Below are 26724 nucleotides of genomic sequence, written 5' to 3' on the forward strand. Positions count from 1 at the left end.
CGCTCAGGTGTACATGGTACCTTAACAAGGAGCGTACTCATGTGCTGTGCGATTGAATTTATCGAAACGCCGCTGTTTACCCGGCAGATAAAACAGCTTGCTACTGACGATGAGCTTCGGGCGCTGCAGAAAGAACTCATTGGCAATCCGGATGCCGGGGATATCATCCAGAATACGGGTGGACTACGGAAAATCAGGATGGCGACCGGCGTTCAGGGGAAAAGCGGCAGCGCAAGGGTGATTTATTTCCTCGCCACCGCTGAGATTATCTATCTGGTTTTGGCGTACCCGAAAAGCACCAAAGATAATCTGACCGATGCTGAAAAATCCCAGCTCAAAAAACTAGCTAAACTACTGAAAAATGAGGTGTGACATGAGTTTTTTTGATGAGCTTCAAACGTCCCTCAAAGAAGCCGTTGATATCAAAAATGGCGATAAAGCCCCGGCCCGCGTGACTCGCTATGAGATCGCTGACGTAAAAGCTATTCGAGCGCAGCTGAACGTTTCCCAGACGGAAATGGCGCAAGCGCTGGGAACCAGCGTGGATACCATTAAAAGCTGGGAGTCCAGACGACGTAACCCAACGGGGCTTGCGGCAAAAGTGCTGGCGGCGATTCAGGCGAACCCGGCACTCTTTCGCGAGCTGGCTAAATACTAGGCCCTCGATGCCGGAGGGCTCAGGTTCAGGATGATGATTTCGGCCGCAGGCTTTCATCAAACTCCAGCCGCTTTCTCTGCGGCTCCACCTCTTTCAGCGGCTCCACCTGATGCAGCGTTTGCTGGCAGCGCTCGACCAGCGCCTGATACTCCCGCGTCCCCTGCTTTTTCCACGCGATCTCCTGTTCGCTCAGGGTGCGAATGGCCTTCGCCGGGCTGCCGACGATCAGATGGTTGGCCGGCATCTCGGCTTTAGCCTTAACGAACGCCGAGGCGCCGACGATGCTGTTTTCGCCAATCGTTGCGCCGTCGATAATCACCGCGCTCATCCCGACCAGCGCGTTGCGGCCGATAACGCAGCCGTGAAGGATCGCCCCGTGACCGATATGCCCGTCCTCTTCGACCACCGTATCCTGGCCGGGAAAGCCGTGCATCACGCAGTTATCCTGAATGTTGGCGCCATCTTTCACCACGATGCGCCCGAAATCACCGCGCAGGCTGGCGTTAGGGCCGACGTAGACGCCTTTACCGAGGATCACGTCGCCAATCAGCACCGCCGTGGGGTGAACGTAGCTTTCATCCGGTACCACCGGGGTCATACCGTCTATCTGATAAATCGGCATCGGCTCTCCTTAAGCGGCGGTCAGGCCGCCAAAACGTTGAAAATAGAGCGGCCCCGGCGCCGGCAGTTCGCCGACCGAGCTCTCCCCGTTCTCGCTGACGAAGGCCAGCGCGCCGGGCGCGACGCGTTGATAAATATTGATGCACAGCTGGCGCGCGGTCTGCCCCAGCCAGTGCGCCGGCAGCAGCTCCTCCGGCAGCAGCGGATCTTTTAGCACCACCCGACGATAAAAATGGATTAGCAGCAGCTGGATCTGGAAGCAGCGCTCTGCGGTCAGCTCCGCGCTATCGACGTCGCGCAGCAGCGGCAGCAGCGGGCGAAACAGCGAAATAAAGGTTTCGTACATCGCGTTTTGTTCGGTCAGGTGCCAGCACTCCTCGACGCGCGCGCGCAGCGCTGCCCGGGAGAGCGCCAGCGGAGAGTGCGCTTCAAAGCAGATGACGTTTTCCGCCACCCCCGCTTCATGCAGCAGCGACTGCACGTCCGCCAGCTTCTGCGCCGGCGAGGCGAGCAGGCTCGGCGCAAGTGCGCCAAAGCCCTGCCACAGAAGCTGCTTTTTCACCTCCGCGAGGGTGTTTTTTCCCAGCCCCTCGGAGAGCAGCAGCAGCCAGGTGCCGTCCCACTCCGGGGCGCCGGCGCGATAAATTTTGTGCTCCGCGCGGCGGGTCAGGCGCAGCCCCTTGTCGCTCAGACGATAGAAGCTGCGGCGGCCGATACGCACCACGTCCAGCCACTCCTCTTTGTTGAGGCGAAACAGCGCCGTCCGCACAAAGCGTTCGCCGAATCCCAGCCCTTCGAGCAGGGCCGCCACGCTGCCGAGCCACACTTCGCCCCCGCGCTGCAGCAGGGAATCACCGTACAGGGAGGCGATCAGCGACGTCCCGCTAATCGGCATCGCCGTCACCGCCTGTTGAATAAAATTATCAAGCCTGCTCATCTGATTCATTCCGTTGCGGTTAGTAGTCCATGACGAATCATAGCACAGGGAACTCCCGGCAGGGGCGCTGCGTCCCGCCGGGGATTTCATCGCCCGGCCGGGCCGGGAGGCGCTGACCTAGCCGTTGGCGGCGACCTTGCGCAGGTCGAACACCCGGCAGGCCTTCCCTTCCGAGCGCGGGATGCTGCCGCAGTTGACGATGCTGATATCGGTGGAGATCCCGACCATCGACTTGATGCGGTGGCGTAGCTGATGGCAGATCTGGCAGCGCTGCTCGTGGCTCAGCGACAGGCTGCTCTCCTTCAGCTCCACGCGTACCGAAAGTGAATCAAGATGCCCGCGACGATTCACCTCCAGCTGGTAGTGCGGCGCCAGATGTTCGACCTTGAGGATCTCCTCTTCCAGCTGCGACGGGAAGACGTTGACGCCGCGAATAATCAGCATGTCGTCGCTGCGTCCGCTGATGCGATCCATCCGCCGCATGCTGCGCGCGGTGCCCGGCAGCAGGCGGGTCAGATCGCGGGTACGGTAGCGGATCACCGGCAGGGCCTCTTTGGTCAGGGTGGTGAACAGCAGCTCGCCGTGTTCGCCATCCGCCAGCGGCGTGCCGTCGTGCGGGTTGACTACTTCCGGATAGAAATGGTCTTCCCAGATGGTCGGGCCGTCGGCGGTTTCCAGACACTCCATCGCCACCCCCGGCCCCATCACTTCCGAAAGGCCGTAGATATCCAGGGCGGTGATCCCGAGACGACGCTCGATTTCAGCCCGCATCGCCAGCGTCCACGGCTCGGCGCCGAATACGCCAACCCGCAGCGAGCAGCGGCTGGCATCGCCGCCCATCTGCCGCTCCAGTTCTTCAATCAGGTTCAGGCAGTAGGAGGGCGTGACCATAATCATATCCGGCTGAAAATCGCGGATCAGCTGCGCCTGCTTTTCCGTCTGGCCGCCGGACATCGGGATCACCGTGGCCCCCAGACGCTCCGCGCCGTAGTGCGCGCCAAGGCCGCCGGTGAACAGGCCGTAGCCGTAGGCGACGTGGATTTTATCTTTTGCCGTGCCGCCGGCGGCGCGCAGGGAGCGGGCGACGATATTGGCCCAGGTATCGATATCATTTTGCGTGTAGCCCACCACCGTCGGTTTGCCGGTGGTCCCGGACGAGGCGTGGATGCGCACAATCTGCTCCATCGGCACCGCAAAGGTATCGAACGGGTAGTTATCGCGCAGATCCTGCTTGGTGGTGCACGGGAACTTGCTCAGGTCGCTCAGTTCGTGGAAATCGTCAGGATGCACCCCCGCCGCGTCAAACTTGCGGCGGTACATCGGAACGTTGTCGTAAGCATGTTTCAGCGTCCACTTCAGACGCTGGGTTTGCAGAGCCTGTAATTCATCACGAGAAGCGCTTTCAATCGGATCTAATTTTGTATTAGTTATCATTTTAGGGTACTCGCAGGTAAATTAGCTCACACTCGCTCGAGGATCATGGCAATGCCCTGACCCACGCCAATACACATCGTACACAGGGCGTAGCGCCCGCCGCGCCGCTGCAGCTCCAGGCTCGCGCTCAGCGCCAGCCGGGCGCCGCTCATTCCCAGCGGATGGCCTAAAGCGATGGCGCCGCCGTTGGGGTTAACGTGCGCGGCATCATCCGCCACCCCCAGCTGTCTGAGCACGCCCAGCGCCTGGGCGGCGAAGGCTTCGTTCAGTTCAATAACGTCCATATCGTTGATATTCAGCCCCGCGCGCTCCAGCACCTTACGCACGGCGGGTACCGGCCCGAGCCCCATCAGCCGTGGTTCAACCCCGGCGGTAGCCATCGCCACAATGCGCGCCCGCGGCGTCAGCCCCTGGGCCAGGGCCTGCTGTTCGCTGGCGATAATCAGCGCCGCGGCACCGTCGTTGACCCCGGAGGCGTTGCCGGCGGTGACCACGCCGCCCTTGCGGAACGGGGTTTTTAGCTGAGAAAGCTGCTCCAGGGTGGTCTCCGCCCGCGGATGTTCATCGTCGCGAACGACACTGACCGCCCCCTTCCTGCCAATAATCTGTACCGGCACGATCTCCTGCGCCAGGATACCGTCACGCTGGGCTTTCGCCGTCAGCCGCTGGCTGCGCAGGGCGAATGCGTCCTGATCGGCGCGGCTAATATTTAACAACTCGGCTACATTCTCCGCCGTTTCCGGCATGCTGTCAGTGCCAAATTGCTGCTGCATGAGCGGGTTCACAAAACGCCAGCCGATGGTGGTATCAAACAGCTCCGCCTGACGCTGGTACGGCGCGCTGGCCTTGCCCATCACAAACGGCGCCCGCGACATCGACTCCACGCCGCCGGCAATCATCAGGTCGGCATCCCCGGCCTTAATGGCGCGGGCGGCAAAGCCGATCGCGTCCAGCCCGGAGCCGCACAGGCGGTTGATAGTGGTGCCGGAGACGCTCGGCGGATAGCCCGCCAGCAGCGTCGCCATATGCGCCACGTTGCGGTTATCTTCTCCGGCCTGGTTGGCGCAGCCGAAAATCACGTCGTCAATGCAGCCGGGATCGAGGCGCGGATTGCGGCTCAGCAGCTCGCGCAGCGGAACAGCGGCTAAATCATCGGCCCGCACGCTGGCGAGCGCCCCGCCGTAGCGGCCGATCGGCGTACGAATTCCGTCACAAATAAAGGCGTCACGCATCAGACTTCTCCTGTGATTGTGCCGCCGATGCGGTGCGATTTACCGCGAAACAGGGCGACAATTTTCTGTTGTTGGTTAACGATTTCGATGTCGTAGACGCCGGTCAGTTTGCCCTGCTGCCTGACCCGCGCGGTGGCGACCAGCCGGTCGCCGGCGAAGGCCGGACGCAGAAAATCGATGCTTGCCGCCGAGGCGACCGCCGCCAGCCCCTGGCTGTTGCAGGCGTAGGCAAAGGCGGTGTCGGCGAGGGAAAAGAGCTGCCCGCCGTGGCAGGTTTGATGGCCGTTAAGCATGTTCGGCGCGACGGTCATGGTCATCTGCGCGTAGCCCTCGTCCATCTCGATAATGTCGATCCCCAGCGTTTGGGCGCAGGTGTCGTGTTCATACATTGCGCGCGCGTTGCGCCAGGCCTTATCGTTCATTGCGCATCTCCAGCAGCGCCTTCTGGCGCAGTAGCGAACAGGGGCGATAGCGCTCCTCGCCGTAGTGCTGCTGGAGGTTTTCCAGCAGGCGCAGTATGCGGTTCCAGCCCAGCCGGGCGCCCCACGCCAGCGGGCCGTGCGGGTAGTTCACCCCCAGGCGCATCGCGGTATCGATATCCGCCGGATCGGCCACACCTTTCTGCACCGCATCCAGCGCTTCATTCACCAGCATCGCCACCGTGCGCCACACCAGCAGCCCCGGATAGTCGGCAACCTGCAGCACTTTTTTGCCCTGCTGCTGAAAATAGCGCACCGCTTTATCGGTGGCCGACTGTGGGTTAGACTCCGCGCTCGCCAGCACCACCGTCTCCCCGGCGCTGTGGTCATAGACCGCCACCGGACGGCCGTGCTGCGCGCTCAGGGCCTCGGCGGTTTGGCCTTCGGTCTCCATCAACAGCAGCTCGTCAAGTTCGGTGACATTGTCACTTTTCCGCGTCACCTTCCGCGCGCCTGCCGATTCGGCCACCGCGCTGAGGCTCAGATCCGCCTCGGCGTCCAGCGGCCAGCGGTATACCCCCTGCCCGCTCTTTTTGCCCAGCCGTCCGGCCAGCGCCAGCTCCTGCTGCTGCAGCGAGGGAAGGAAGCGCCGGTCCTGCCAGAAGGCGTTAAATACCGAACAGGTCACCGCGAAGTTGACGTCCTGGCCGATCAAGTCGGTCAGCGCCAGCGGCCCCATCGGAAAACCGCCGCCGTCGCGCAGGGCGGCGTCAATGACCTGCGCGGGAGCCACCTGCTCCTCCAGCGCCCGCCAGGCTTCGGCGTAGAACGGGCGCGCCACGCGATTGACGATAAACCCCGGCGTTGAGCGGCAGCGCACCGGCTGCTTACCCCACGCGCTAACGCACCGGCACAGCTGTTCAACCACTTCCGGCGAGGTGGCCAGGCCGCTGACCACTTCCACCAGCCGCATCACCGGCGCCGGGTTAAAGAAGTGCAGGCCGGCCACGCGCTCCGGGTGCTTCACCCCGGCGGCAATCGCGGTAATCGAAATCGAGGAGGTGTTGCTGGTGAGCAGCGCGGAGGGCGAGCAGATCTCCGCCAGCTGGCTGAACAGCGCTTTTTTGATCTCAGGACGTTCGGAAGCCGCTTCAATCACCAGCTGCGCCGGCGCCAGCGCGGCCAGTTCCGTCGTCGGCACGATGCGGGCCAGCAGCGCCTCGGCCTGCTCTGCCGTCAGCCTGCCGCGCGCGACGCGCGAGGCCAGCCGCTGGCGAATACCGTCCACCGCGCAGGTTAGCGCATCGCCGGCGATATCGTAGAGCAGCACCTGATGTCCGGCGCCGGCGGCGACCTCCGCGATTCCTGAGCCCATAGTGCCGCCGCCGATCACGGCGACGAGATGCAGTGTTGTGCTCATAGGCTATTTCCCGCTGAACAGTGGAGGACGTTTGGCGAGGAAAGCGCTCACGCCTTCGCGGTAGTCGGCGCTGCGTCCGGCCAGGCGCTGGTAGTCGCGTTCCAGGTCAAGCTGGGCATCAAGGCCGTTGGTTTCCGCAGCCAGCAGGGCTTGCTTAATCAGGCCGAGGCCGAAGGTCGGCTGCGTCGCCAGATGACGGGCCAGCTGAAGGCTGGTGTCCGCCAGCTCGGCGTCCTCCACCAGCTGCCAGATCATCCCCCACTGGGCGGCCTGTTCGGCGCTGAGCTTCTCGCCCAGCAGCGCCAGCCCCATCGCCCTGGCGCGTCCGGCGATCCGCGGCAGAAACCAGCTGCCGCCGCAGTCGGGCACCAGCCCAAGCTTGCTGAAGGCCATTACGAAGCTGGCGGATCGCGCGGCGAGCACCAGGTCGCAGCCCAGCGCCAGAGTTGCCCCGGCCCCGGCCGCCACGCCGTTAACCGCCGCAATCACCGGCTTCGGCAGCGCCGCCAGGCGGCGCACCAGCGGGTTATAGAAGCGCTCCACCGACAGCCCCAGATCCGGCGCCGGGCCGCTGGGGTCAACGTTGCGGTCGTTCAGATCCTGGCCAGCGCAAAACCCGCGCCCGGCGCCGGTAATCAGCAGGCAGCGCACGCTGTCGTCGCGCTCGGCCTGGGTCAGGCACTCGGCGAGCTGCTGATGCATCACGTCATTAAAGCTGTTCAGGCGATCCGGACGGTTAAGGGTAATCGTCATCACGCCCTGTTCTACGGTGCTGAGAATAAAAGCTTCCACGATTAGCGTCCTTTAAATTGCGGGGTACGTTTTTGTAAAAAGGCGTCGATGCCTTCGCGACGATCTTCCGTCGCGCTGAGCAGCGTAAACAGCTGACGCTCCTGCTGGAGACCGGCCTGCAGCCCCACCTCCTGCGCCTGGCGCAGCGCCTGCTTCGCCGCCCGCAGCGCCAGCGGCGAGTGGCGGGCAATGGTCGCTGCCAGCTTGAGGGCATACTCATCGCTTAACGCCGGCGGATAGATATCGCTCACCAGGCCGGCCTGCTGCGCCCGCCGGGCGTCGATCGTTTCACCGCTCAGCACCATGCGGCTGGCCAGCGCCTTGCCGACGCAGCGGATCAGCCGCTGGGTGCCGCCCGCGCCGGGCATCATGCCGAGGGTGATTTCCGGCACCCCGAAGCGGGCGTTATCCCCCGCGACCACCAGGTCGCAGAGCAGCGCCAGCTCGCAGCCCGCGCCGAGGGCGTAGCCGTTCACGGCCGCAATCAGCGGCTTGCTGAAGGCGTCAATTCGCGCCCACAGCCGGGGGCGAAGATCATCGAACGTGGCCGGAAGATCTTTTTCCGCCATTTCGTTAAGGTCGGCGCCGGCGGCAAACACGCGCTGGCCGCCGCTAATCACGCAGGCGCTAATTTCCGGGTCGGCCGCCGCGGCTTCCAGCGCCTCGGCGAGCCGGGTCAGCAGCGCATTATTGAGCGCATTGCGCGCCTGCGGGCGGTTGAGAGTCAGGTGCAGCACTCGCCCGTGGCGGGTAATCAACAGTTCGCTCATGCCATCCCCCGGGCGTCAAAATCCACCACCACGTCGCCGCTGGTCGGCAGCGCCTGGCAGCTGAGCACGTATCCGGCCGCCAGCTCGTCCGCTTCGAGGCTGTAGTTTGCCGCCATCGCCACTTCCCCGCGCAGCACCTTGCATTTACAGGTGGCGCAGACGCCGCCTTTGCAGGCGAACGGCAGATCCGCCCCCTGGCGCAGCGCCGCGTCAAGAATGCTGTCATCTTCCGCGCTGAGGGCCACCAGCCGATCGCGACCGTCCTGGCGAATGGTGACGGTTCGGCCCCCGGCCTGCACGCCGGTCGCGCGCTTAACGCTGCTGCCCGGGGTATTAAAGCGTTCAAGATGAATGCTGTGCGCCGCCATCCCCAGCTCGCCCAGCGCGGCTTCCGCTTCATCCATCATCAGCGCCGGGCCGCAGATAAAGGCCTCGTCGAAGCGGCTGAAGTCCAGCAGCCGGCCGGAGAGCGCGCGCAGCTTAGCGCCGTCGATGCGCCCCTGCAGCAGGTCGCTGTCCATCGACTCCTGGCTAAACAGGTGCACCACCTGCAGCCGCTGCGGATAGCGGTCTTTCAGATCCGCCAGCGCCTGGCGAAACATCATGCTGTGGCTGCTGCGGTTGCCGTAAATCAGGGTGAAGCGGCTCTGCGTTTCGGTGGCGAGCGTGGCGCCGATAATCGCCATCATCGGCGTAATGCCGGATCCGGCGGCAATCGCCAGGTATTCGCCGCGGCGTTCGGCCTGCGGCTGATAGCCAAAATGGCCCTGCGGCACCATCACCTCCAGAGCCATGCCCTGGTGGATATCGTGCTGCGCATAGCGGGAGAAGCGGCCACCGTCGATGGCCTTCACCGCCACGCTGATTTCGGCCGGGGAGCGGCTGCGGCAGATGGAGTAGCAGCGCCGCAGCTCTTCCCCGCCGAGGCGGGCTTTCACGGTCAAATGCTGGCCGGGACGGAAAGCGTACTCGGTCTGCAGCGTGTCGGGGATCGCAAAGGTAATGGTCACCGCATCGCGGGTTTCCGGCTCCACTTTCGCGACGGTAAGCGAATGAAACGTCGTCATGGCAACCTCAAATACATTTAAAGTAATCAAAGGGTTCACGGCAGCTGTCGCAGCGGTAGAGCGCCTTGCAGGCCGTAGAACCGAATTCGCTAATCAGCGAGGTGTGGAGGCTGCCGCAGCGCGGGCAAACCACCTCCTGCGGCATACCGGCATGGCAGGCATGACCCTGCGGCGGGCTGATCCCGTACTGACGCAGGCGCTCGCGGGCCGTCTGATTCATCCAGTCGGTGGTCCACGGCGGGTCAAGCTGCAGGACGATATGCACCGGCGAGTAGCCGTGGCGGGCCATCGCCGCGCGGATCTCGCCCAGCAGGTGCTCCGTTGCGGGGCAGCCCGAATAGGTCGGCGTAAAGCCAATCACCCAGCCCTCGCCGCGCGGCGCCACGCTGCGCACCATTCCGAGGTCGGTAATGGTCAGCACCGGCACTTCCGGGTCGGGGATCGCGCTGAGCAGAGTCCAGATAGCGTGAACGTCGGCGGGCGCGATCGCGGTCAGTCGTTGCATAGCCGCCTCCCGCTACCACTGCTGCCCGGGATAGGCGCGCTGCAGATACTGCATCTCCGCGAGCATCGGCCCGAGGTGTTCGCTGTGCAAACCCTGCTTGCCGCCGCTGCGAAACGCCGCTTCCTGCGGGATCCGCAGACCCGACTCCAGCAGCGCGGTATGCACCGCGCTCTGCCACGGCCCCTGAAGCTCGCGCGGGTCGACGGCAATCCCCTGCTCGACCAGGCTCAGCTCCAGCGCGTCGGCCATAAACAGCTCGCCGGTAAAACGCCACAGGCCCTCAACCGCCTGCTGCATTTTTTGCGCCGAGAGCGGCGTGCCGTTGCCCAGCCGTTCGAGCCAGCCGCGGCTGAAGCGCAGGTGATAGCGCACCTCCTTCAGCCCTTTGGCGGCGATGGCGGCAAGCTGCGCATCGCGGCTTTCCGCCAGGCGGGTGAACAGCTCTACGTGCCAGGCGTCGATAAAAAGCTGGCGGGCGATGGTGTCGGCGAAGCTGCCGTTCGGCTGCTCCACCAGCAGCAGGTTGTGAAACTGACGCTCGTCGCGGCCAAAGGCCAGGGTGTCTTCGTCCCCGCTCCCCGCCAGCTCCGCCGCGTAGCTGAGAAAGTTACGCGCCTGGCCGAGCAGGTCGAGGCCGATATTGGCCAGCGCCAGGTCGATCTCCAGCTCCGGCGCGTGGCCGCACCACGCCCCCAGGCGCTGGGCCAGCACCAGGCCGTTATCGCCCAGACGCAGGGCATAGGTTGCAACGGGATTCAGGTTATTCATCGCTGCCTCACATATGTTCCATGCCGTCCGGCACGCTGTAGAAGGTGGGATGGCGGTAGATTTTGCTCTCCGCCGGGTCAAAGAATTCGCCGCGATCTTCCGGCTGCGAAGCGATAATTTCGCTGGCCTTCACCACCCACAGCGAACAGCCTTCGCTGCGCCGGGTATAGACGTCGCGGGCGTTTTCCAGCGCCATCTGGTCGTCGGCGGCGTGCAGGCTGCCGACGTGGCGGTGCGATAATCCCTGTTTGCTGCGGACAAAAACTTCATATAACGGCCAGTAAACGTTGCTCATGGTGTTGCTCCTTACGCCGCGTCGCGGGAGTGTTGTTTTTGCGCATGGGCCAGCGCGGCTTCCCGCACCCATGCCCCCTCTTCCCAGGCTTTACGCCTGGCGGCCAGCCGTTCGTGGTTGCAGATCCCGCGGCCGCTGATCACCTCGTGAAGCTCCTGCCAGTCGATTTCGCCGAAGCGGTAATGTCCGCTGGCTTCGTCAAACTGCAAATCGGGGTCCGGTACTCGCATGCCGAGGATCGCCACCTGCGGCACGGTGTTGTCGATAAAGCGCTGGCGCAGCTCGTCGTTGGAGTGCAGCTTGATCTTCCACGCCATGCTGCGCGCGCTGTTGGGCGAGCTGTCATCGCTGGGGCCAAACATCATCAGCGCCGGCCACCAGAAGCGGTCGATCGCGTCCTGCAGCATCTGCCGCTGCTCATCGCTGCCCTGGGCCAGCACCATGCAGGCTTCAAATCCCTGGCGCTGATGGAAGCTCTCCTCTTTACAGATTTTGACCATCGCCCTGGCGTAGGGGCCGTAGGAGGTGCGGCACAGGGCGACCTGGTTGACGATGGCGGCGCCGTCCACCAGCCAGCCGATCACGCCGATATCCGCCCAGCTCAGCGTGGGGTAGTTAAAAATGGAGGAGTACTTCATCCGCCCGTCGAGCATCTTCTGATAGAGATCTTCCCGGGCGCAGCCGAGGGTTTCCGCCGCGCTGTATAAATAGAGGCCGTGGCCGGCCTCATCCTGCACTTTTGCCAGCAGGATCGCCTTGCGGCGCAGGGTCGGCGCGCGGGTGATCCAGTTCCCTTCCGGCAGCATGCCGACGATTTCGGAGTGCGCGTGCTGGCCAATCTGGCGGATCAGCGTCTGGCGATAGGCGTCAGGCATCCAGTCCTGCGGTTCGATGGCCGTATCCTGCGCGATGCGCTGGTCAAAGCGTTGTTGTTCTGTCACGTCATCACCTTTATGATTCCTGTAAATTCAATAAATCAGTTTTTATGAATCACTTTGTTTTATAAAAGTTACACTCTGGTTAAATAAAACCACAAATTTTGTTTGTTCTTTTTGTGACGATCGCCGCAAAACATTCCGTAACCAGCGTAAATACAGCAACATACAGCCCACCCTTACGGCATCATCGATCACAATGTTAATAAATTATTAAATATAGGCTTGCATTTAATGATTCATAAAATAACTATTTATAGATATTTCACGTAACACATCTGGAGATTCGCGATGCAGCAGTTAGCCAGCTACTTATCCTGCGCCTGGCAGACCGGCCGGGGCCGCACCCGTACTATTCACCACGCCATCAGCGGCGAGGCGCTGTGGGACGTCACCAGCGAAGGGCTGGATATGGCGCAGGCGCGCCGCTTTGCCATCGAGCGCGGCGGCAAAGCGCTGCAGGCTATGACCTTTATTGAGCGCAGCGCGATGCTCAAGGCGGTGGCCAAACACCTGCTGGAGCACAAGGCCGACTTTTATGCTATTTCGGCGCAAACCGGGGCGACCCGCGCCGACAGCTGGGTCGATATCGAAGGCGGCATCGGCACGCTGTTTACCTACGCCGGGCTGGGCAGCCGGGAGCTGCCGGACGATAACCTGTGGCCGGAAGATGAGCTGATTCCGCTATCAAAACAGGGAGGCTTCGCCGCCCGCCACGTGCTGACCTCAAAGTCCGGCGTGGCGGTACACATCAACGCCTTTAACTTCCCCTGCTGGGGGATGCTGGAAAAACTGGCGCCCACGTGGCTGGCCGGGATGCCGGCGATCGTCAAACCGGCCACCGCCACCGCTCAGCTGACCCAGGCGATGGTGAAATCTATCGCTGACAGCGGCCTGGTGCCGGAAGGCGCCATCAGCCTGATTTGCGGCGGCGCGGGGGATCTGCTCGACCATCTCGACAGCCAGGACGTGGTGACCTTCACCGGCTCCGCCGCTACCGGCCAGCAGCTGCGCGTGCACCCGAACCTGGTGGCGAAATCGATTCCCTTCACCATGGAGGCCGACTCGCTGAACTGCTGCGTGCTGGGCGACGACATCACCCCGGAGCAGCCGGAGTTCGCGCTGTTTATTCGCGAAGTGGTGCGCGAAATGACCGCCAAAGCCGGGCAGAAATGTACCGCTATCCGCCGGATCATCGTGCCGCAGGCGCAGATCAACGCGGTGAGCGAGGCGCTGATCGCCCGCCTGCAGAAGGTGGTGGTTGGCGATCCGGCGCAGGAAGGCGTCAAAATGGGGGCACTGGTGAACGGCGAGCAGCGTCGGGACGTGCAGGAGAAGGTCAATAAGCTGATTGCGGCCGGCTGCGAAATCCTCCTCGGCGGCCGGGCGGACCTCAGCGCCGCCGGGGCCTTTTTCCCGCCGACGCTGCTGTTCTGCCCGCAGCCGGATGAAACCCCGGCGGTGCACGCCATCGAAGCCTTCGGCCCGGTGGCGACCCTGATGCCGTACCAAAACCGCGAGCACGCCCTGGCCCTCGCCCGGGCGGGCGAAGGTAGCCTGGTGGCGACGCTGGTCACCGCCAGCGGCGAGCTGGCGCGAGAATTTATTCTCGGTGCCGCCCGCTCGCACGGACGTATTCAGGTGCTCAACGAAGAGTCGTCGACCGAGTCCACCGGCCACGGCTCCCCGCTGCCGCAGCTGGTTCACGGCGGTCCGGGCCGCGCGGGGGGCGGCGAGGAGCTCGGCGGCCTGCGCTCGGTGAAACACTATATGCAGCGCACGGCGGTTCAGGGCAGCCCGACCATGCTGACCGCCATCTCCAGACAGTGGGTTCGCGGCGCGCGGGTGGCTGAGGACCGCATCCATCCGTTCCGCAAATATTTCGAAGAGATCCAGCCCGGCGATAGCCTGCTGACTCCGCGCCGCACGCTTACCGAAGCGGATATCGTCAACTTTGCCTGCCTGAGCGGCGACCACTTCTACGCCCACATGGATAAAATCGCCGCCGCCGAGTCGATTTTCGGCGAGCGCGTGGTGCACGGTTATTTCCTGATCTCCGCGGCCGCCGGGCTGTTCGTCGACGCCGGCGTCGGGCCGGTTATCGCCAACTACGGCATGGAAAACCTGCGCTTTATCGAGCCGGTGAAGCCGGGAGACACCATCCAGGTGCGCCTGACCTGCAAGCGCAAAACGGTCAAGCGCCAGCGTACGGCGGAAGAGCAAGCCACCGGCGTCGTCGAGTGGGCGGTTGAGATTTTTAACCAGCACCAGCAGCCGGTGGCGCTCTACTCCATTCTGACCCTCGTTGCCCGCCAGCACGGCGACTTCCCGGCCTGACGGCAAATCAACCGCTCCATCGCCCCGGAACATGGCCGCTACGCCCTGCCCGGGGCATAACTGGCAAATCTGACAAACAACCTGGCAAGAGCAAACAAACGCCTGATGGCCCGGCGCTGATAGCTTAGTGCTACTGAAGCCGACTTTCGCAGCGGCAAGGCACAACACAACAATAAGACGAGGTCACAATGGCAAACGGCTCGATTCTTTCCCCGCGTAAAACGGCTTTGGCCCTGGCTGTCGCCCTGTTTTGCGCCTGGCAGACGCCGGTACTGGCGCACGGTAGCGAAGCGCATATGGTTCCGATGGACAAGACGCTGCAGGAGTTTGGCGCCGACGTGCAGTGGGACGACTATGCCCAAATGTTTACGCTGATCAAAGACGGCGCCTATGTCAAAGTGAAACCCGGCGCCAAAACGGCCATCGTCAACGGCAAGCCGCTTAACCTGCAGGTTCCGGTAGTGATGAAAGAGGGGAAAGCGTGGGTTTCCGAGACCTTTATCAACGACGTGTTCCAGTCCGGCCTCGATCAAACCTTCCAGGTTGAAAAACGCCCCCACCCGCTCAACTCCTTAACCTCGGCGGAAATCAGCGAAGCGGTCACCATCGTCAAAGCGGCGCCGGAGTTCAAGCCGAATACGCGCTTCACCGAAATCTCCCTGCACGAGCCGGATAAAGCGGCGGTGTGGGCTTTCGCCCTGAACGGCACCGCCGTGGATGCCCCGCGCACCGCCGACGTGGTGATGCTCGACGGTAAGCACGTTATCGAGAGCGTGGTCGATTTACAGAACAAGAAAATCCTCTCGTGGAAAGCGATTAAAGACGCCCACGGCATGGTGCTGCTCGACGACTTCGCCAGCGTGCAAAACATCATCAACGCCAGCGATGAGTTTGCCGCGGTGCTGAAAAAGCACGGCATCACCGACACCAAAAAGGTGATTACCACTCCGCTGACCGTCGGCTACTTTGACGGCAAAGATGGCCTGAAACAGGACGCGCGGCTGCTGAAGGTGGTGAGCTATCTGGATACCGGCGACGGCAACTACTGGGCGCACCCGATTGAGAACCTGGTGGCGGTGGTCGACCTTGAGCAGAAGAAAATCATCAAGATTGAGGAGGGTCCGGTGATCCCGGTGCCGATGGAGTCCCGCCCTTACGACGGCCGCGACCGCGTGAAGCCGGCGGTCAAGCCGCTGGATATCACCGAGCCGGAGGGCAAAAACTACACCATTACCGGCGACATGATCCACTGGCAGAACTGGGATTTCCACCTGCGGCTGAACTCGCGCGTCGGGCCAATTTTGTCCACCGTGACCTATAACGACAACGGTAAAAAGCGCCAGGTGATGTACGAAGGCTCCCTCGGCGGGATGATTGTCCCGTACGGCGATCCGGACGTGGGCTGGTACTTTAAGGCCTATCTCGACTCCGGTGATTACGGTATGGGCACCCTGACCTCGCCTATCGTGCGCGGCAAAGACGCCCCGGCCAACTCGGTGCTGCTGGATGAAACCATCGCCGACTATACCGGCGCACCAACCACCATCCCACGCGCCGTGGCGATCTTCGAACGCTATGCCGGGCCTGAATATAAGCATCAGGAGATGGGTCAGCCCAACGTCAGCACCGAGCGCCGTGAGCTGGTGGTGCGTTGGATCAGCACCGTCGGCAACTATGACTACATCTTTGACTGGGTATTCCACGAGAACGGCACCATCGGCATCGATGCGGGAGCCACCGGGATTGAAGCCGTGAAGGGCGTACTGGCGAAGACCATGCACGATCCGAGCGCCAAGGAGGATACCCGCTACGGGACGTTGATCGACCATAATATCGTCGGCACCACCCATCAGCATATCTACAACTTCCGCCTGGATCTCGACGTCGACGGCGAGAATAACAGCCTGGTGGCGATGGACCCGGAAGTGAAGCCGAATACCGCCGGCGGCCCGCGGACCAGCACCATGCAGATTAACCAGTACGCCATCGATACGGAACAGAAAGCGGCGCAGAAATTTGATCCGGGCACGATCCGCCTGCTGAGCAACACCACGAAAGAAAACCGGATGGGCAACCCGGTGTCGTACCAGATAATCCCTTACGCCGGCGGGACGCATCCGGTGGCGACCGGCGCCAAGTTTGCCCCCGATGAGTGGATTTATCATCGTCTGAGCTTTATGGATAAGCAGCTGTGGGTCACCCGCTATCATCAGGAAGAGCGCTACCCGGAAGGCAAGTATCCTAACCGTTCGATTCACGATACCGGCCTTGGTCAGTACGCGAAAGATAACGAGTCGCTGGACAACCATGATGACGTGGTGTGGATAACCACCGGCACCACCCACGTGGCGCGCGCCGAAGAGTGGCCGATTATGCCTACCGAATGGGCCCACGCGCTGCTGAAGCCGTGGAACTTCTTCGATGAAACCCCAACCCTGGGCGAGAAGAAGAAGTAGACGCAGCCCTGCTGAAGCAAGACAGCCAGGCGCCGCCGGAGCCCTCTCCGGCGGCGTTTTTCGTCTCAGGCTTCGCCGGGCTCGCTGAAATCGAGCAGGATTTTGCGCGCGCTTCCCTGCCGCTCGCTGGCGACGATAGCCTCCTGCCAGCGCCTAAAAGACAGCACCTGCGCCGCGGGCATGGCGCTCTGCGGCAGCAGCTGCCAGATGTCGCTAAACGCCGCCCGCCACTCGCCGACGTCCAGCGGCGGCAGCGCCTCGCGCAGATGAAATTTACTCACCCGCGCGCCGTGGCGCGATTGCGTCAGCGGCGCGCCGGAAAGTAAGCCCCAGGAGATAAGCGTCGAGGATGCCGGCAGCATGGCCAGCAGCTCGCTGGAGGATTCGCCGCCCACCGCATCAAACAGCAGATCGGTCTGCTGGAGCACCTGACCAAGCATGCCGCGATCCGTCGTCATCAGCGGATAAACCCCCTGCCGCTCCAGCCCGGCGCGATGCTGCGCGGAACGAATCACCCCGCACACCGAACGCGCGCCCATCCGCAGCGCCCACTGGCCCAGCAGGCTGGCGCAGGATGAGGCGGCGGCGGTCAGCACGATATTCTTCCCCGCCACCGGCCAGCGTCTGAGCATCAGCAGCGCGGTCAGGGGATTGATATAGCCCCGCGCGGCGAGCCTGTCGTCAATCCCGTCCGGCACCGGCACCAGCCACTCCCCGGCGATATCCAGATAGCTCTGCCAGGTTCCTTCGCCGCGCAGCGGCAGCACGCGCTGACCGGGCGCAGCGCCCGAGTCCGGCGATGCTGCGACCACCACGCCCACCCCTTCATAGCCGGCAACGGCGGGAAGCGTCGTGCGGTGGCGGTAGGCGCCGGTGACGGGGATGAGATCGGAAGGATTAAGCGGCGCATAGCGCATTTGCACGCGTACTTTCCCCGCCGCCAGCGCCGGCAGAGGCTGCGTTTGCAGGGTCAGCACGCGCTCAGGCGGCCCGTAACGATGGTAGCAGATGGCGTGGTTGAGCATATTCCGCACGGCACAATAAAAGCAGGATAATAGCAGAGTCTGCGTCTCGAATTCCTGCGGTCATTGTGTCCCTCAGCCCGGCCCGTCGCTGGCGGCGGCCAGCAGCGGTACGATAAGATCGCTCAGCGGCGTCGGGATGCCGTGCTGGCGCCCGCGTCGCTGCACCACGCCGTTGCGGATATCCCACTCCAGCGGCAGCCCGGCCTCGCGGTCGATCAGGATGGAGGTACTCAGATCGGCCGGCGCGCGGTGAAAGACCTCAACGATCTCCTGCGGCACGCTATCGCTTAATATTGCGCCCTCGGCGCGCGCAACGCTCAGGCATTCGCGCAGATAGGCTAAGGCCACGCCGGTAATATCCTCCCGGGCAAACATGCCGGCGCGACGCCCCGCCAGCACCATCAGGCCGGCGACGGCATTCTGCAGCAGCTTGCGCCACGCCACGGTGGTGAAATCAGCGGCCAGATCCACGGCGCAGCGGGTACCCTGCAGCGCTTCCTGCACCAGCCTGGCCTGCGCGGTGTCGGGTAGCGTCAGCCTCGGGGCCGCGCGCAGCCACACGGAGGCATCAGCTTCCCGCAGCGCCGGAAACCACACCACGGCAGGCAGCACCGCGGCGCCCGCAACCCTGGCGGCAAACTGCTCCTGCTGTTCAACGCCGTTTTGCAGCACGCATACCAGCGTATTTTTATCGCACAGCGCCGTCAGCCATGCGGCAATACCGTCAATCTGCGTCGCCTTTACCGCAACGAAAACCAGATCGAACGGGCGCGCAATAGCCGCAGGATCGGTCAGCACCGGTCCAGGCACGCTAATCTGTCCGCCGTCGAAACGCAGCGATAGCTGCTGATGAGCGGTACGCCCGCAAACCACCGGCGTACGCCCGACCTCATGCAGCGCAGCCGCGATGGTGGTACCGATGGCGCCGGGGCCAATAAGCGCAACTGCAGGTTGCTTCGACATGACTATCGCCTCCTGATGGGTATTTCCCGCCCTGACGGCGAGAAGAGAAAACAAACAGTAGCGACAAATCACCGCCTTCAGCAAGTCCCGGTCCGCAGAAAACGATTATTCACGGCCCGGGGCCGGTTTAACGGCTGATGGTCAGGGAGACGCTGCCGCGGTTGTTATCGTACATCTGCCAGGCGTCGTTGGCCCAGGCGTATAAATAGCCGCTCCTGGCCGGCGTAAAGCGACATTCGCTGCCAATGACAAAGATCTGATGCAGCTGCTGAGGAACGGCAGGAGCGGCGGCGCTATTGGCGACCACGCCAATTAACGCGAACCACGGCGCCGTGCCAACGCGTCTGCTCAGCCAAAAATCGACGTCCTGATTTTTCGTCGCCCCTTTCCACAGCATCTCCAGCTTATCGGTTACGGAAGCCAGGATCTGCGCCGCCTCGCCGGGATAAAACTTCCCGTCGTCGGTGCCGTCTGCATCGCAGGGAATCGAGCTGTCCATCCATTTTCCAGAAGCGCTGAACCGGTACTCGACGCCCGCCTCCAGCCAAACTCCGGTTTCGTTCCAGCGTTCACGGGCAAAGACGTCAAGCGTCACCGGATGCCCGGACGTCAGCGCCCTGAGGCGCCGGTAGCTTCCGTGGAGCAGCGAAGGCTGGCTTTGACGCCGCACAACGCTGTCATCAATATCGGCGCTGCCTGCCACAATCTGCGGCACCCCGCGCGGGCAGGTGTGCAGCAGCTTAAACACCCCGGTCACCGAATCGTGCAGCAGACCCTGAGCGTCGGGCTTCAGCTGGGTAGCGATATCAGGGTGCAGCTCAAGGCCGAGATCGCGCGCTTCGGACATCATCCACTGCAGAGGGATATCCGATAGTCCGCACTGCGCGTAGCCGCCGCCAACGTCCGAGTGCACGCCGACGAACCAGCGCTGCTTCACCCGCGGGTTTGCCGCCACGTTATCCCACAGCGTCGGGATAAAGCTTTGCCGCTGCTCGTCCAGCGCCAGCGCGTGGCGGGCGTTTTTGACGATCGGGCTCAAGGAGGTATCGTGGAACGCATACTTTTTCGGGTCGTCCAGCAGGTTGGCTAAGGCCAGATCGTCAGGGATCCCCAGCGAGCCCACCGTTTCCCAGACGCCAATAAAATAGATCGGCACGCTCCCTTTCGTCGGATTTCCCGTGGCGACCTCATAGAAAGGCCGCCCGACGCTGGCAATCACCGCCGGCGCGCTGGCCGCCGGCTGGCGGTAAAGGCTGAATAACGCGTTGATGTCCTCCCAGACTTTATCGTCGCCGGTTCCGGCTCCGCCGGCATTTAATAAACCGCAGCGTGAAATCATTCCTCCAAGGCTTCTTACCGTATAAGCCCCGCGGCTAAAGCCAAATAACCATATTTTATCGCCGGGTCGATAGTTGGTCGCCAGCCAGTAATAGGCGCTAATAATATTTTTATCCAGACCGTCGCCTATGCCGCCGCCAATATAACGATCGACCATGCCGCCGTCGGTGCCGACGCCGGGATGATAATAAACGCGCTGGCCGCTATTTTCCGCCACGGCGTTGCGCAGTTTGACCACGTTCGTCGGCGCGGGTTTGCCATCATCAAGCTGCTGGGGCGTATTCCAGGTACCGTCACAAAAGACCAGTAAGTTCATATGAACCTCATCGACAGGCCGTGTTAGAAGGGGTAGGTTTAACAAATTAAAAATAGCAGACTGTAATCGGTTCAGGAGAACAATAAAAAACGCCCGGCGACTCCCGGATTGTTTAGCAGCAGGCGCCGACGGAGCATTTGGCTGGCACGTCAATCAAGTCAACGTTATTACGGGGATCATCATGAGGACAGCAACTCACCGGCCGTCGTGGTGAACGATTTATGCAAAATAAATTCATTAAGCCAGCCGCAAAAGCTGGAGGTTATATTTAAAACCTGCGCCGGATATGAGGAAAATATAATTTTCTGGTATAAAAAAGTGAAAAAAAGCGCCGACGCTCTTTATTGCTTTTATTCACGGTATTAGCGGTGATTGCCACTATTGCCGGAGAGCAAAGATGGGCGTTAGGGCGATACCGCGCCTGTAATCCGCGCCGGTAGCCGGATTGCAGGCGCCGGGCTCAGCGGCTAATAGCGCACGCAGACCGATTTGGTTTCACACCAGTCATCCAGCCAGTCCGGGCCGAAGTCGCGCCCGGTGCCGGACTGCTTCATCCCGCCAAACGGCAGGTTGGCGTCGATAAGCGTATGGCTGTTGACCCATACCGTGCCCGCCTGCAGGCGCTCGGTGTAGCTCAGCGCCTGGCTCAAATCGCCGGTCCAGACGCTGGCCGTCAGGCCAAAGTCGCTGTCGTTGGCGAGACGCAGCGCCTCTTCGCCATCGGCGACGCGCACCAGGTTCACTACCGGGCCAAAGACCTCCTCTCTGCTGAGCCGCAGCCCGGCATCGGGGTTAATCACCAGCGTCGGCGCAATGTAGTAGCCCTTGCCGTCCGGCCCGCGGCTGCCGGTAATCAGCTCGGCGTTCTGCTGCCGCGCCTGATCGAGATAGGCGGCGACTTTGTCGCAGTGCGCCCGGGAGACCACCGGGTTAATGTGGGTTGACTCCAGCATTCCCGGGCCGACCTGCAGCGATTTCACCGCCTGCTCAAAGCCGCTCACCAGGGTATCGAACAGCGGCGCTTCAATATAGATCCGCGAACTGGCGGCGCACACCTGCCCCTGATTGAGGAAGCTGCCGGTCATCAGCCCTTCAATCACCCACTCCGGATTGGCGTCTTTCAGGACAATGGCCGGGTTTTTGCCGCCCAGCTCAAGCGTTACGCGGGTCAGCCGGTCGGCGGCCACGCGGGCAATCTGTTTGCCGGTCGCCGTCGAGCCGGTAAAGCTCACCTTTGCCACCTGCGGGTGTGAGGTCAAGGCAGCGCCGCACTCCGCCCCGCTGCCGGTAACCACGTTAAATACGCCGTCCGGCACGCCGGCTTCGCTCGCCAGCTCCGCCACGCGCAGCAGGGTCAACGGCGTCGTTTCCGAGGGCTTAATCACGATGGAGCAGCCTGCCGCCAGCGCCGGCATCACCTTCCACATGCCGATCATCAGCGGGAAATTCCACGGCACGATCCCCGCCACCACCCCGACCGGCTCCTTGCGGGTCCACGCCTGGTAGCGCGCGCCCTGCGGGAACGGAATCGACACGTCCAGCGTGCGGCCGCTGATCTTGGTGGTCAGCCCGGCGGTATAGCGCATCCAGTTCAGCGTGCAGCCGACTTCAAAGGCGCGGGAGATGTTAATCGATTTGCCCTGTTCCAGCGTCTCCAGCTGTGCCAGCTCCTCGCCGTGCTGCTCCACCAGGTCGGCAAAGCGCAGCAAAATACGTTCACGATCGGCCGGGGTGCGTCCGGCCCAGCTGCGGGAGACAAACGCGCGCCACGCCGACATCACGGCGCGGTCAACGTCCGCGGCGCCGGCATCCGCCGTGCTGGCGATGGCCTCTCCGGTCGCCGGATTCCAGACGGTCAGCCGCTTATCGCTCTGCGCCGCCTGCTGGCTGCCGTCGATATACACGCCATGCTGCCGGTCTAAAAACTGCTGTACGCTGGCAAGCAGCGCTACCTGTGCTGTGGACATATCGCTTCCTTATTCCTCACGGATCGTGAATTCAGTCTACGACGCGCTCAGGCTGCACGCTTTTTTCTCTGTGACATTCGTTTTTGCCGCTGTGACAGCCGCCGCAATTAGGCATATTGCGCGGGCAAAAATGTGCCTCAGGTAATAGTTCTTTCATATACTCCGCGCTTCGCTCTTGTTTGGCGCAGCGTAAATGCAACAATGCGAAAACATTATTATTACAAGAGACGAGCTATGGCGGCGGCAGATAACGGACAGGACTACCAGCACTGGTTGGCGAAAATCAATCAGGTCTGCGGACATTTTGCCGCGCGTCCCCTGGACAGCGACTTTCACGGGGAGATAGATGCCAGCTATGCCGGCAATCTCAAGGTCAGCACCGTCACCGCGCGCGGCGTCAATCTCTACCGCACCCGTAACGAAATCAAGCGCGATAACGATGCCTGGTTTTATACCGTGTTCCAGCTCTCCGGCCAGGCGGCCATTGAGCAGGACGATCGTCAGGTGGTGCTGGAAGCGGGCGATATCACCCTGATCGATGCCTCCCGCCCCTGTTCAATCTTCTGGCAGCAAACATCGCGCCAGGCGTCGCTGCTGCTGCCCCGCCAGCTGCTGGAGCAGCAGCTGCGCGGGAGCGAAATCCGCGTCGTCACCCGGCTGGAGAAATCCCTGCCGATGGTGCAGCTAAGCCAGCGCCTGCTGCACGAAAGCATGAGCAGCCCGGCGCTTTCGCAGAGCGAGAGCGAGGCCGCGCTGGAGGCCATCGTCTGCCTGCTGCGCCCGATGCTGCACCATCACGATGGGCAGCCGTCGCGTCGGGAGAAGCAGTTTCAGAAAATTATGGCTTTGATTGATGAGTCGATTCAGGCGGAGCATCTGCGCCCGGAGTGGCTGGCCAGCGAAACGGGGATGTCGGTGCGCAGCCTCTACCGGCTGTTCGCCGATAAGGGGCTGGTGGTGGCCCAGTATATTAAGAACCGGCGTCTGGATCTTTGCGCCAGGGCGCTGAGCAACGCCCACGATGATGAAAAGCTGGCGGGGATCGGCTATCGCTGGGGATTTAGCGACCATAGCCACTTCTCGACCGCCTTTAAGCAGCGCTTCGGCGTTTCGCCGGGAGAGTACCGCAAACGCTGCCGCTGATTATTTACGCAGCCATTTGCCGTTCAGGCCCTGCACGTATTCACCCGGCTGCGCCCGCGTAACCAGCTTCTGGCCGGCCATTTTCGCCACCTCATCCACCGGCAGGTTGTTATCATCCGCCAGCCGCTGATAGCCTTCGCTGCGCGCGGCGTTGATCTGCTTCACCAGATCCAGGGTTTCCCGGTCCTGGCGCAGCGGGGCAAGATAGCCGCTGAGCGTTTCGCCAACCCGTCCCTGCTCCCGCGCCTCGCCGAGCGTCAGGGCCATCGCCGAGGTGCTAAAGAGCGCCAGCGCCAGGGCGGTCGTCAACAGTCGTTTTCTCATCGCCACCTCAGAATAGATCGCTACGCGACTTGAGCAGATCCTCAACGTCCTTATCCACTTTAATATGAATCTCATGTTCAATTTTGACATTCATATTGATGGTGATCGGCTCCTTCGATGCCGCAATCTCAATCCGCGGCGTACAGCCCGTCAGCAGTACCGTCGTTGCCAGCAGCATCGTTAGCAATTTTATCATCGTTGTTCCTTAGAGCCTGTCCCAACAGGCGTACAGTGTTGCTTATCCTTACAGCGCTGAGCGGGAAGCGCCGCATTCTGTTCAAGCCATGCCTGCAGGTTGTCGCCGAAGCGCAGGCTGCGCCACAGGTCAAAAATGTTCTCTTCATGAGAGTAGTTGAGATGCACCGTATTACTTCTCTCCCCGACGCGGCTGGTGCCGCTAATCGTCGCCTGCAGCGTCAGGACGCCCAGATTATCGAGATTAATGCGCGTCCACGAGCGGGCGATCTCCATATAGCGCAGCCAGTTAATCGCCGCGCCCGCCGAAATATTGTCTTTAACCATCGCATCGGCCATATCCTGGTCGAGCCGCAGGGTCATCGGGCCTGGGTTGCTCAACCAGCCGTCCTTGATTATCCATTTGTCATTATCCAGCCACAGCGGCAGCGCGCCGTTAAAGGCCCCGGACATGGCGAACTGTTTGGTATTCACCGCGCTCACCAGCTCGCTGCTGGAGATGTGCCGCAGGCGCAGCAGCGCCGGATCGCGCTGCGGCATGCGCAGCTGCTGCATGGTCAGCTGGCCGCCGAGAATATCGACGCTGACGTTACTTAGCTGTAGCGGGTTGCTTTCGCTCCAGGGGTATGATCCCTGCAGGTCGGCGGAGAGATTACGCGCCGTAACCTGGTTGATTATCTCGCCGATGCGCAGCGAAACCGGCCGCCGGGTGCCGAGCTGCCAGGTCCCCTGGCTGAAGCGAAACGGCAGCACGAAATCGACGCCGTTGATCTGATTATCCGGCATCCAGGCGCTACCGCCTTTCAGTACCCCGTGCCCGCCGGCCTCAAAGCCCTGATCGGCGGCGGCAGAGAAGGCCACCTGGGCGTACAGCGACCCTTCGCGCAGGTTCATTTTCCACTCCGGCGGCAGCAGCGGCTGGAAGACGGTCAGCGACTGCTTCGGCCACCACGCCTGGCCGCGCAGACGCTCGCCGTCCCAGCGGCCGGCCAGCCGCACGGGGCCGATTTTATCGGCGTGCAGCGAACCGTTAAACTGGAACCAGGTCGGGTCGCGCCCGTTGAGGCTAAATTTCAGCGTCGAGGGCGGCAGTTCGCTGCCGCTGCTAAAGCTGGTTTTGCCGGCATCCAGCGACAGTGCGCCGGTCAGCTTCGGATGCTGTTCGTCGCGCAGCCAGCGGATCGGCTGTTCCAGGGTCAGCCGAGGGGAGCTGACCAGCATAGTGCCGTACTGCAGCTTATCAAATCCGGTGGACAGGCTGTTCAGGACGATGGCGCTGTCCACCCACTCTCCCGCGCCCTTCACGTCCCAACGCGCCTGCATCGGCGTGAAGTGGCCGTCGCCCCAGTAGCGCCACTGCCAGCGGCCGCGGTCGGGCATAAAATTGTCGGCCTTGCCGTCAAGATGCAGCGTGAAGTCGCCCATCTCCTGCTCGTGAGCGCGCAGAATAGCCTGCAGCCGGCCGTCCACGCCCTGCCGGGTAACCTGTACCCCCGCCAGCGGCAGGCGTATTTCATCAATATTCAGTGAGTCAATCACCCGCCCGCGCGAACGCAGCAGCGCGCCGGGGTGGAAAGTCAGCTCCGGCGCGGTGAGCGGGCCGCTCAGCCTGGCCGGCAGCGCGGCGTAAACGATAAGATCCCCGAGCTTCGCCTCGCCGGTCAGCCGCAGCGGCATATCGCTGCTATCCATGCTCAGCTTGCCGGGGCCCACGTTCAGAACCGCGTTGCCCTTCCCGGCCTCCCCTTGGGTCAGCACGTTCAGGCGCCCGCTGACCTGCATATTCTCGGTTCCCTGCTGCCAGTCGTCGACCGCCAGCGCCAAGCGGCCGCTCAGCGGATAGCCGGCATATTCGGTGCTCCAGCGACCATCGCTAATCGCAATGCGTTCGGGGGTAATTTCCCACGGCAGGTCGAGCATCGGCTGCACCTCACCTCGCGGCGTCACCAGCAGCTGCCCGCGGTTTTTCTGCCACTCCAGCTCGGCGTCAACCAGCCCCGGCTCCTGCGGAAATTCAAAGGTGCTCAGCAGATGGCCGTCAACCGGGAAACCGTCCGGCACCAGCGGCATATGGAACTCGCCGACCAGCCTTACCGGAGCCTGACCTTCAACCAGCCGCGCGGAGAAGTCGCTGACGGTCAGCGCCTGACCGCGCAGGCGGGCCTGCACGCTGACCTCAGGCCCGCTGTAGCCGATATCCTGCTGCGTCGGCGTCAGCGACATCACCAGCCGCCCCTGCCATTTTTCCCACGGCGACAGGCGCAGGTTCTCAATGGTCAGCCAGCTATAGGGCAGCATGGACTGCCATTCCGCCAGGGTACGCGGCGCGCCGGGCGCGGGTTCACTCTCCGGGAGCTTGCTCAGGCAGACGCTGTTGATATCCAGTTCATCGAGATGCAGGCGCCAGCGGCTGGGGTGGGAAAGTTCGGCATTGGTGACTCTTGCCAGCTCGCAGTCGCCAACCATGTAACGTAAATCGGGGATACGCAGCGCGGTGCGCGTCAGGCGCGGGCTGTCGGTAAGCGAGATCCGGGTCCCCGCCGGGAGCCAGATCCCGGCCAGCGTCGGCACCCAGTGGGTCAGCGTAGACAGTAGCGCCAACGGGAGCAAAAGGAGAGCTAACACCAGCGCGATAGCGGCTTTATATTTACCCTTCATGGGCGCTTAATATCCTGAATCAACAATAGTATATGCCGAATGTAGCGCTTATTGTGGCACGTTCGACCAGTGAGTTAAAGTTTGCGTCCTGCCTAAGAATAGCCGCTGCGCCGCCATCGTCGCGACGATTTTTGACCCGCCGCTGATTT

25 protein-coding genes are annotated in these 26724 nt (G+C 62.5%); 5 read left to right on the forward strand and 20 right to left on the reverse strand.

What is annotated here, in order from left to right; translation table 11 throughout:
• Nucleotides 1-39: 39 nt before the first annotated feature.
• Both QFI97_RS16310 and nadS read left to right on the forward strand, forming a co-directional pair.
• Nucleotides 40-372, forward strand: coding sequence for a type II toxin-antitoxin system RelE/ParE family toxin (locus QFI97_RS16310; protein WP_346431596.1), 333 nt, complete (start codon nt 40-42; stop codon nt 370-372).
• Nucleotide 373: 1 nt separating this feature from the next.
• On the forward strand, nt 374-658 hold the full coding sequence (gene nadS / locus QFI97_RS16315; RefSeq protein ID WP_095097303.1) for a NadS family protein: 285 nt from the start codon (nt 374-376) through the stop codon (nt 656-658).
• Between the two features lie 25 nt (nt 659-683).
• Here nadS and paaY read toward each other — a convergent pair whose 3' ends face one another.
• The 13 genes from paaY to paaA form a co-directional block, all read right to left on the reverse strand.
• A complete protein-coding gene (gene paaY / locus QFI97_RS16320) occupies nt 684-1280 on the reverse strand; it encodes a phenylacetic acid degradation protein PaaY (protein ID WP_004861325.1) in 597 nt (198 codons plus the stop codon).
• Between the two features lie 9 nt (nt 1281-1289).
• The gene (gene paaX, locus QFI97_RS16325; RefSeq protein WP_346431597.1) at nt 1290-2216 is read right to left on the reverse strand and encodes a phenylacetic acid degradation operon negative regulatory protein PaaX; all 927 of its coding nucleotides are present in this window, start codon (nt 2214-2216) and stop codon (nt 1290-1292) included.
• A gap of 117 nt (nt 2217-2333) precedes the next feature.
• Nucleotides 2334-3650: a phenylacetate--CoA ligase PaaK gene (gene paaK / locus QFI97_RS16330; protein WP_331835343.1), complete on the reverse strand. Its 1317-nt coding sequence runs from the start codon at nt 3648-3650 to the stop codon at nt 2334-2336.
• Nucleotides 3651-3676: 26 nt separating this feature from the next.
• On the reverse strand, nt 3677-4882 hold the full coding sequence (gene pcaF / locus QFI97_RS16335; RefSeq protein WP_331835344.1) for a 3-oxoadipyl-CoA thiolase: 1206 nt from the start codon (nt 4880-4882) through the stop codon (nt 3677-3679).
• Complete coding sequence (gene paaI, locus QFI97_RS16340) at nt 4882-5304, reverse strand: hydroxyphenylacetyl-CoA thioesterase PaaI (protein WP_346431598.1); 423 nt, start codon at nt 5302-5304, stop codon at nt 4882-4884. Before paaI ends, pcaF begins: the two co-directional genes overlap by 1 nt.
• Nucleotides 5294-6721: a 3-hydroxyacyl-CoA dehydrogenase PaaH gene (gene paaH, locus QFI97_RS16345; RefSeq protein WP_346431599.1), complete on the reverse strand. Its 1428-nt coding sequence runs from the start codon at nt 6719-6721 to the stop codon at nt 5294-5296. Before paaH ends, paaI begins: the two co-directional genes overlap by 11 nt.
• A gap of 3 nt (nt 6722-6724) precedes the next feature.
• The gene (gene paaG / locus QFI97_RS16350; RefSeq protein ID WP_095097283.1) at nt 6725-7513 is read right to left on the reverse strand and encodes a 2-(1,2-epoxy-1,2-dihydrophenyl)acetyl-CoA isomerase PaaG; all 789 of its coding nucleotides are present in this window, start codon (nt 7511-7513) and stop codon (nt 6725-6727) included.
• Between the two features lie 2 nt (nt 7514-7515).
• Nucleotides 7516-8283 carry a 2,3-dehydroadipyl-CoA hydratase PaaF gene (paaF, locus tag QFI97_RS16355; protein WP_331835348.1) on the reverse strand — a complete coding sequence of 256 codons (768 nt, stop codon included), beginning with the start codon at nt 8281-8283 and terminating at the stop codon, nt 7516-7518.
• Nucleotides 8280-9350 (reverse strand): 1,2-phenylacetyl-CoA epoxidase subunit PaaE, encoded by a 1071-nt coding sequence (gene paaE / locus QFI97_RS16360; protein ID WP_346431600.1) that lies wholly within the window; start codon nt 9348-9350, stop codon nt 8280-8282. The genes paaF and paaE overlap by 4 nt, the downstream gene beginning before the upstream one ends.
• 7 nt (nt 9351-9357) lie before the next feature.
• Entirely contained in the window at nt 9358-9855 is a 498-nt protein-coding gene (paaD, locus tag QFI97_RS16365) for a 1,2-phenylacetyl-CoA epoxidase subunit PaaD (protein ID WP_346431601.1), read from the reverse strand.
• 12 nt (nt 9856-9867) lie between these two features.
• The gene (gene paaC / locus QFI97_RS16370) at nt 9868-10623 is read right to left on the reverse strand and encodes a 1,2-phenylacetyl-CoA epoxidase subunit PaaC (protein WP_346431602.1); all 756 of its coding nucleotides are present in this window, start codon (nt 10621-10623) and stop codon (nt 9868-9870) included.
• Nucleotides 10624-10630: 7 nt separating this feature from the next.
• Nucleotides 10631-10918, reverse strand: coding sequence for a 1,2-phenylacetyl-CoA epoxidase subunit PaaB (gene paaB / locus QFI97_RS16375; RefSeq protein ID WP_095097268.1), 288 nt, complete (start codon nt 10916-10918; stop codon nt 10631-10633).
• Between the two features lie 11 nt (nt 10919-10929).
• Complete coding sequence (gene paaA, locus QFI97_RS16380; protein ID WP_095097265.1) at nt 10930-11859, reverse strand: 1,2-phenylacetyl-CoA epoxidase subunit PaaA; 930 nt, start codon at nt 11857-11859, stop codon at nt 10930-10932.
• A gap of 285 nt (nt 11860-12144) precedes the next feature.
• Between paaA and paaZ the strand changes: the two genes are divergently transcribed.
• A complete protein-coding gene (gene paaZ / locus QFI97_RS16385) occupies nt 12145-14190 on the forward strand; it encodes a phenylacetic acid degradation bifunctional protein PaaZ (RefSeq protein WP_346431603.1) in 2046 nt (681 codons plus the stop codon).
• Between the two features lie 188 nt (nt 14191-14378).
• Nucleotides 14379-16646 carry a primary-amine oxidase gene (gene tynA, locus QFI97_RS16390; RefSeq protein ID WP_095097260.1) on the forward strand — a complete coding sequence of 756 codons (2268 nt, stop codon included), beginning with the start codon at nt 14379-14381 and terminating at the stop codon, nt 16644-16646.
• 65 nt (nt 16647-16711) lie between these two features.
• Here tynA and QFI97_RS16395 read toward each other — a convergent pair whose 3' ends face one another.
• The 4 genes from QFI97_RS16395 to QFI97_RS16410 all read right to left on the reverse strand — a co-directional run bounded on the left by QFI97_RS16395 (nt 16712) and on the right by QFI97_RS16410 (nt 22255).
• A complete protein-coding gene (locus QFI97_RS16395; protein ID WP_346431604.1) occupies nt 16712-17671 on the reverse strand; it encodes a zinc-dependent alcohol dehydrogenase family protein in 960 nt (319 codons plus the stop codon).
• 72 nt (nt 17672-17743) lie between these two features.
• Complete coding sequence (locus QFI97_RS16400; protein WP_346431605.1) at nt 17744-18634, reverse strand: oxidoreductase; 891 nt, start codon at nt 18632-18634, stop codon at nt 17744-17746.
• A 127-nt stretch (nt 18635-18761) separates the two neighbouring features.
• Entirely contained in the window at nt 18762-20288 is a 1527-nt protein-coding gene (locus QFI97_RS16405; protein ID WP_346431606.1) for a T6SS phospholipase effector Tle1-like catalytic domain-containing protein, read from the reverse strand.
• Between the two features lie 467 nt (nt 20289-20755).
• Entirely contained in the window at nt 20756-22255 is a 1500-nt protein-coding gene (locus tag QFI97_RS16410; protein ID WP_331835359.1) for an aldehyde dehydrogenase family protein, read from the reverse strand.
• 234 nt (nt 22256-22489) lie between these two features.
• On the opposite strand from QFI97_RS16410, the gene feaR reads away from it, so the two are divergent.
• Nucleotides 22490-23398, forward strand: coding sequence for a transcriptional regulator FeaR (feaR, locus tag QFI97_RS16415; protein WP_095097245.1), 909 nt, complete (start codon nt 22490-22492; stop codon nt 23396-23398).
• Here the strand turns inward: feaR and QFI97_RS16420 are convergent, their stop codons facing one another.
• From QFI97_RS16420 to QFI97_RS16430, 3 genes are read right to left on the reverse strand one after another with little or no spacing between them, the layout of a single operon-like run.
• Entirely contained in the window at nt 23399-23722 is a 324-nt protein-coding gene (locus tag QFI97_RS16420) for a YdbL family probable chaperone protein (protein ID WP_331835360.1), read from the reverse strand.
• 7 nt (nt 23723-23729) lie between these two features.
• Nucleotides 23730-23900: a YnbE family lipoprotein gene (locus tag QFI97_RS16425; RefSeq protein WP_370525527.1), complete on the reverse strand. Its 171-nt coding sequence runs from the start codon at nt 23898-23900 to the stop codon at nt 23730-23732.
• A 14-nt stretch (nt 23901-23914) separates the two neighbouring features.
• A complete protein-coding gene (locus QFI97_RS16430; RefSeq protein WP_346431607.1) occupies nt 23915-26575 on the reverse strand; it encodes a YdbH family protein in 2661 nt (886 codons plus the stop codon).
• Nucleotides 26576-26724: the final 149 nt, after the last annotated feature.

Source organism: Klebsiella scottii (assembly GCF_036561945.1).
GTDB classification, from domain to species: Bacteria; Pseudomonadota; Gammaproteobacteria; order Enterobacterales; family Enterobacteriaceae; genus Klebsiella; species Klebsiella scottii.